This window comes from Pseudoalteromonas sp. SR43-3 (assembly GCF_014163875.1).
Classification (GTDB): Bacteria; Pseudomonadota; Gammaproteobacteria; order Enterobacterales; family Alteromonadaceae; genus Pseudoalteromonas; species Pseudoalteromonas distincta.
Map to the genome: position 1 here is coordinate 1 of NZ_JACJEC010000046.1, position 961 is coordinate 961.

Genomic DNA, 961 nt, shown 5'->3' on the forward strand with positions numbered 1-961 from the left:
CGTGCCTTAGCACACAGTTTTGTGTGCCGACTTAGCTCAGCTGGTAGAGCAACTGACTTGTAATCAGTAGGTCAACCGTTCGACTCGGTTAGTCGGCACCATTTATATAAAGTTAATTGTAAAGTATAACAATTAATTAGCACAGTTTATGTGCCTCGATAGCTCAGTCGGTAGAGCAGAGGATTGAAAATCCTCGTGTCCGTGGTTCGATTCCGCGTCGAGGCACCATTTACTTTAAGTTCTCAATCTTTAAAATTGAACGTGCCTTAGCACACAGTTTTGTGTGCCGACTTAGCTCAGCTGGTAGAGCAACTGACTTGTAATCAGTAGGTCAACCGTTCGACTCGGTTAGTCGGCACCATTTATATAAAGTTAATTGTAAAGTATAACAATTAATTAGCACAGTTTATGTGCCTCGATAGCTCAGTCGGTAGAGCAGAGGATTGAAAATCCTCGTGTCCGTGGTTCGATTCCGCGTCGAGGCACCATTTACTTTAAGTTCTCAATCTTTAAAATTGAACGTGCCTTAGCACACAGTTTTGTGTGCCGACTTAGCTCAGCTGGTAGAGCAACTGACTTGTAATCAGTAGGTCAACCGTTCGACTCGGTTAGTCGGCACCATTTATATAAAGTTAATTGTAAAGTATAACAATTAACTAGCACAGTTTATGTGCCTCGATAGCTCAGTCGGTAGAGCAGAGGATTGAAAATCCTCGTGTCCGTGGTTCGATTCCGCGTCGAGGCACCATTTATTGAAAAGCCTTGCTTATGCAAGGTTTTTTTATTTTAAGTGCTTTATAAAAGTTCTCAATCTTTAAAATTGAACGTGCCTTAGCACACAGTTTTGTGTGCCGACTTAGCTCAGCTGGTAGAGCAACTGACTTGTAATCAGTAGGTCAACCGTTCGACTCGGTTAGTCGGCACCATTTATATAAAGTTAATTGTAAAGTATAACAATTAA

General features: G+C 41.5%; 7 tRNA genes. All 7 read left to right on the plus strand.

Annotated features, from left to right (window positions below):
- Nucleotides 1–25: 25 nt before the first annotated feature.
- The 7 genes from H5088_RS20100 (at nucleotide 26) to H5088_RS20130 (ending at nucleotide 926) form a co-directional block, all read left to right on the plus strand.
- Nucleotides 26–101 (plus strand) — tRNA-Thr (locus H5088_RS20100).
- A gap of 51 nt (nucleotides 102–152) precedes the next feature.
- Nucleotides 153–228, plus strand: a tRNA-Phe gene (locus H5088_RS20105).
- Between the two features lie 57 nt (nucleotides 229–285).
- Nucleotides 286–361: transfer RNA gene (locus H5088_RS20110), tRNA-Thr, on the plus strand.
- A gap of 51 nt (nucleotides 362–412) precedes the next feature.
- Nucleotides 413–488 (plus strand) — tRNA-Phe (locus H5088_RS20115).
- 57 nt (nucleotides 489–545) lie between these two features.
- Nucleotides 546–621: transfer RNA gene (locus H5088_RS20120), tRNA-Thr, on the plus strand.
- Nucleotides 622–672: 51 nt separating this feature from the next.
- A tRNA-Phe gene (locus tag H5088_RS20125) sits at nucleotides 673–748 on the plus strand.
- Nucleotides 749–850: 102 nt separating this feature from the next.
- Nucleotides 851–926: transfer RNA gene (locus H5088_RS20130), tRNA-Thr, on the plus strand.
- The last annotated feature ends 35 nt before the right edge of the window (nucleotides 927–961 follow it).